Genomic DNA, 5,146 nt, shown 5'->3' on the forward strand with positions numbered 1-5,146 from the left:
TTAGATTCGGAAATACCTTATTACTATGTCAGCGAAGGGAAAGACCTTTTAGCAAACATTGAATGGGCCATGCCTTATAATGCTGATCAACGGAAGCGTCTTCGTGTTATCAATATTTATAAATTCTCTGAGACTATTACTCTTCCCAGTGGTATTGATATGCTTAATAATATCAGGAGCGGGAGATCCATTTTTGAAGAATACTTTAATTATAACGATCCGGAGCCGATGGATATTGCGAGTCTTTCTGAAAGACTCGCTAATACTATCGAGGCTGATTATAAGCTTAAGAACGCGACCCCAACAAACAAACTATTAATTCCCATGGCGATTGTTGGCGCCCACATTCCTGACCCAGAGGTCCGTGCAACCGAAGCAAGATATCATCTTGACTTCACCTGGGCTAACTTGACTGCCGCAGAGTATCTGAGGTCATTCGCAAGACCATTCTCTACCCTCAGTGGGCAGGCACAGTTAATAGTCAGTGACATTAAAGGGGAAACGGTACAAGAAACAGAGTTGCATGTACATCAGGCTGAATATATAGGAAGCTGGGTTGACGTCACGGTAGGGACAGTTACCTTCTTTACGCCAGCGGGGGTGGCCCTCAATACCGCGCAATTAGCAGCGGAGATTGCTGCTGATTTGATAGAGGGTCAGGATCCTGACCCATTAGCGATTATTGCTTTGATTGCAGGGAGCATTCCTGGAGGTAAAATTGCAGCTAAAGTAGGGAAATTCAGCCATATTGGCGGTAAGACTGTTAAATACGGCTTGATGCTTGGAAATAAAACTGTCGATCTGTCAATCGTGGGGAAAAGCATTAAGACAGCCGTAGATACTGGTGAGCCCCTCGCTATTTACCAGGCATTTTTGGCCAGTGGCATGAGTGTTAAGAATTCTTATGACATGGCAAAAAATATGTCATCAAAGCTAAAAATAAGTAGAAAAATGGAAGACAGTGCTCCACTGGAAAAACTTGAAGCGCTCCAAAATAATGCTCCCGAGTATCCTTTAAGTTCAAAAATGCCCGTGCGCACATTTAGAGTTGGACAGACAGACCTGCTAGGCAAAATAAACCATGGGGAAATTGAGATATCCAGAGATAACGGAGCCAAATGGGAGAGGGGAAGTAAACTTCATTTGTTAGCGTTTAGGCTACAAAACGCGGGGGGGGGACACAAGCTTCCTGCAGAGGGTGAATCAGCACCTCAGGATCATTCACAATCCACGAATCTTGTCACTGAAAATCCGACAGTGAGCATACCGCCGCCGCCGGCACTACCGGCAGCGAAAATACCACTATCGCCGGCATTACCGGCAGCGAAAATACCACTACCGCCGGCACTACCGGCAGCGAAAATACCACTACCGCCGGCACTACCGGCAGCGAAAATACCACTACCGCCGGCATTACCGGCAGCGAAAATACCACTACCGCCGGCACTACTGGCCGCGAAAATGCCACCGCCGAGGATCATGGGGACAACAGGCGCGAAAGCGGGTCCGTCATCTGCATCGGGGCCGGTAATCTCTCAGGCAATGAGTATCGGGCCGGTCAAACCTGAACGGTTAGATAGTATTTCTGAGTCCAGAGCCAAAGAATTTGAGACCCAGATACGTGAACATGGTAAATCAAATAAACCGACAGGTCTGTCCTCAAACGAAGATCGATACTATGACAATCTCACCAATTATTATGGAAAAAATATCAGGTGGAAAAAAATCGTCGAAAAAGGGCGGGGGAAATATGCTGAATTTTATGAAGCTCCTCCCAGTTCGGTATCAAAACCCGATGAATACCGGCTGCGCTATGAGGAAAAAATTGAACCCAAAGCCAGTACAACCCCTTATATAGGTAAGGACGGTAAAGTAGTCACACCTGTCGGAAAGGTTACGGATATAAAGGTCAAGGGAGAGCTGCACTCCTTTTATAAATTCAGGGTGTCGGATGACGGAAAAGTGTTCGTTGTGGATAACATGTACGGGAACCGGGATGCTATGGTTACCACGGAAGGGATAGGAAAACCGCTAAAAATGAATGAACTTCAGGGGGAGTTCATAAGGAAAAACAGTGAGTTGCTTAATAATGTCGAGTTTATTACGCAGGAGAATATCGCGAATGATAATACGGATGCAACGATGAGACTGATGTTTGGTCACAAGGGGCTTCTTGCGAGCAAGAATGAGCCGATAGTCCTGCGGCCGGAAGGAAAGACGAGGGATGCCTTTGATGCCATGTTGACCACACCCAATGTACAACCGACAGCGCGGATGTTAAGTACCTATCCGGAGTTTGGTAAGCGGATAAAAGAGATACGCATTCAAGGGGTTATACGCATAACTCTGGTTCTTGAACCGATTAGCCCGTCAGCTACGACACAAAATCCGACAGTGAGCATACCGCCGCCGCCGGCACTACCGGCAGCGAAAATACCACTACCGCCGGCACTACTGGCCGCGAAAATGCCACCGCCGAGGATAATGGGGACAACAGGCGCGAAGGCGGGTCCGTCATCTGCATCGGGACCGGTAATCTCTCAGGCAATGAGTATCGGGCCGGTCAAACCTGAACGGTTAGATAGTATTTCTGAGTCCAGAGCCAAAGAATTTGAGACCCAGATACGTGAGCATGGGAAATCAAATAAACCGACAGGTTTGTCCTCAAACGAAGATCGATACTATGACAATCTCACCAATTATTATGGAAAAAATATCAGGTGGAAAAAAATCGTCGAAAAAGGGCGGGGGAAATATGCTGAATTTTATGAAGCTCCTCCCAGTTCGGTATCAAAACCCGATGAATACCGGCTGCGCTATGAGGAAAAAATTGAACCCAAAGCCAGTACAACCCCTTATATAGGTAAGGACGGTAAAGTAGTCACACCTGTCGGAAAGGTTACGGATATAAAGGTCAAGGGAGAGCTGCACTCCTTTTATAAATTCAGGGTGTCGGATGACGGAAAAGTGTTCGTTGTGGATAACATGTACGGGAACCGGGATGCTATGGTTACCACGGAAGGGATAGGAAAACCGCTAAAAATGAATGAACTTCAGGGGGAGTTCATAAGGAAAAACAGTGAGTTGCTTAATAATGTCGAGTTTATTACGCAGGAGAATATCGCGAATGATAATACGGATGCGACGATGAGACTGATGTTTGGTCACAAGGGGCTTCTTGCGAGCAAGAATGAGCCGATAGTCCTGCGGCCGGAAGGAAAGACGAGGGATGCCTTTGATGCCATGTTGACCACACCCAATGTACAACCGACAGCGCGGATGTTAAGTACCTATCCGGAGTTTGGTAAGCGGATAAAAGAGATACGCATTCAAGGGGTTATACGCATAACTCTGGTTCTTGAACCGATTAGCCCGTCAGCTACGACACAAAATCCGACAGTGAGTATACCGCCGCCGGCGGCACCTGAATTCCCGTTCAATGACAGTGGTTTTTTCAAGAAAAATAATATTGAGCATTTGACGGAGAATCGATATCGCAAAGAACTTGCCGAACGGGGGGCTGTGTCAACGTCTAACCCTCGGCCCGAGGGCCAGCATAGGCTGGAAGGCGCAGAGGGCATGCCGCAGTTGTCGCTCGTTGATCTGCCTATTATAGGTAAAATCGTGCAGGACCATAAGATTAAAAAAAGCCTAAATGAGTCGTTGCCCATCGCCCGCACTAAAATAGAAAACGCCATGACAGTCAGGAAAGACCCCAACTTAAGTGAAGAAGTCGCGTTAATCGAAAAAGCGTATTTTGGTCAAAATTTCAATCGCCAAGAACAGCTACACAATGATTTGTTCAAGCTTAAGCAGGGTTTGGAGAAAATCAATATAGATAATTTTAAATTTAGCAGCGATGCTGCGTCGACAACCGTAGCGGCCTTGGACACCAATCAATATCAGATGCTAGGCCGTAACCCTAACGCCAAGGTTATTCATGTCGGACGTAATGGCTTCCAAGCCTATTATGAGCTGATGGGAAAAAGCAAGAACGCGGTTGCCGATGTATTGATACATGAGCTGTCACATGGCGAGTTAAACTCTCTTGATTTTGTCTATATTGGCACCAAGAATCTTCCCAATAAGGGTGATGTGGATGTGTATGAGCTGATTAATCTGGGCAATAACCAGCTAGTACGGCCTGCGGGGGCTAGCGCGCCAGTAAGCCGATTAGGTGGTGCCGACCTAAAACAGATCAACAATATTGGCATAGCGGGCCCCAAGAGCATAAAAAACGCCGACTCGTTAGCTCAGTATGTCTCTTTACTGGATAAGAAAATTAGCAATCCAGCGGGCTTTACCAAGGACTACCAAACGCTGCAAGCCGCCGCCTTGCAGTCTCGGGATTTTTCACAGCGCCTGGAGGGTTCGGTGGTGCTCAGTCGTGGTCGTCGTGATATGGCAGACGAAGCTCCAACCTTGCCGCGTATGTTGTTGATGGTGGGAAAGAACAATGAAATTGCCGAGGTGGAGTGTTACCTGCCGATAACCCAGGCGGAAAGGATGCCGTCAGGGGGGCTGTTGCATTAAGGCGTCGTCAGGTAACAAGTGTCAATTATGGTCTAAAAGGGTTGTGTCGCATGATGGCGTTGTCCGGTAACATGCTTTTTTTTGATGTTGCCAGCCCATGCATCTGATCCGAAATGCCTTCAGTCGCCTGCATTACCCCGCCGATATTATCGCTCAGTGTGTCCGCTGGTATCTTGCTTAGTGCACATGATACGTAAAGGGCAACTCTAACATCCCGATGGCGAGGAGTTATCACCATCGGAACAGTTTTATCTGTTGGCTGCCTAAAAAACCGACATAGCACCTTTTGCTGACTTGCCTGCACTAATGCGACAGAGCCCTTTGTTTTCACTCGGTCGTAACGCCTTTCAGAATCCAGTCTTAAATAATCCTATCCTGAGGACAGTCTTATGCCTTACTCCAATGAGTCGAAGGAAAAAAAAACAACGTCAAAAGAAACCGAAAGGGATCACGTTGACGAGGTCTCCCAATGGCTTAGCCAAGGTGACGCTGGCCCCTCGTCGCCTGATGAGGGAGGAGATATCTCTGTACGGCAGAAGGCCGGAAGCGACAATGACAGTTTGTTCTCTTTTATTCGTAAGGCACATCTACAAGAAGCTCAGGAATTCAGGCG

At 47.3% G+C, this 5,146-nt stretch carries 2 protein-coding genes and 1 pseudogene; all 3 read left to right on the forward strand.

Annotated elements, in window-relative coordinates; genetic code table 11:
* The first annotated feature begins 69 nt into the window (after positions 1–69).
* The gene (locus tag V2A85_RS21705; protein WP_420072335.1) at positions 70–4,533 is read left to right on the forward strand and encodes a hypothetical protein; all 4,464 of its coding nucleotides are present in this window, start codon (positions 70–72) and stop codon (positions 4,531–4,533) included.
* A gap of 97 nt (positions 4,534–4,630) precedes the next feature.
* Positions 4,631–4,711 (forward strand): annotated as a pseudogene (locus V2A85_RS21710) (IS6 family transposase); the annotation flags it as partial.
* A gap of 211 nt (positions 4,712–4,922) precedes the next feature.
* A partial coding sequence (locus V2A85_RS21715) for a hypothetical protein (RefSeq protein ID WP_420072336.1) occupies positions 4,923–5,146 on the forward strand: 224 nt, incomplete at its 3' end.

This window comes from Yersinia sp. 1252 StPb PI (assembly GCF_048593885.1).
Classification (GTDB): domain Bacteria; phylum Pseudomonadota; class Gammaproteobacteria; order Enterobacterales; family Enterobacteriaceae; genus Yersinia; species Yersinia enterocolitica_E.

What these genes read in the sequence shown, in the direction of transcription:
- V2A85_RS21705 (WP_420072335.1), top strand. Translation starts at nt 70, where the DNA reads ATGCCTTATAATGCTGATCAACGGAAGCGTCTTCGTGTTATCAATATT.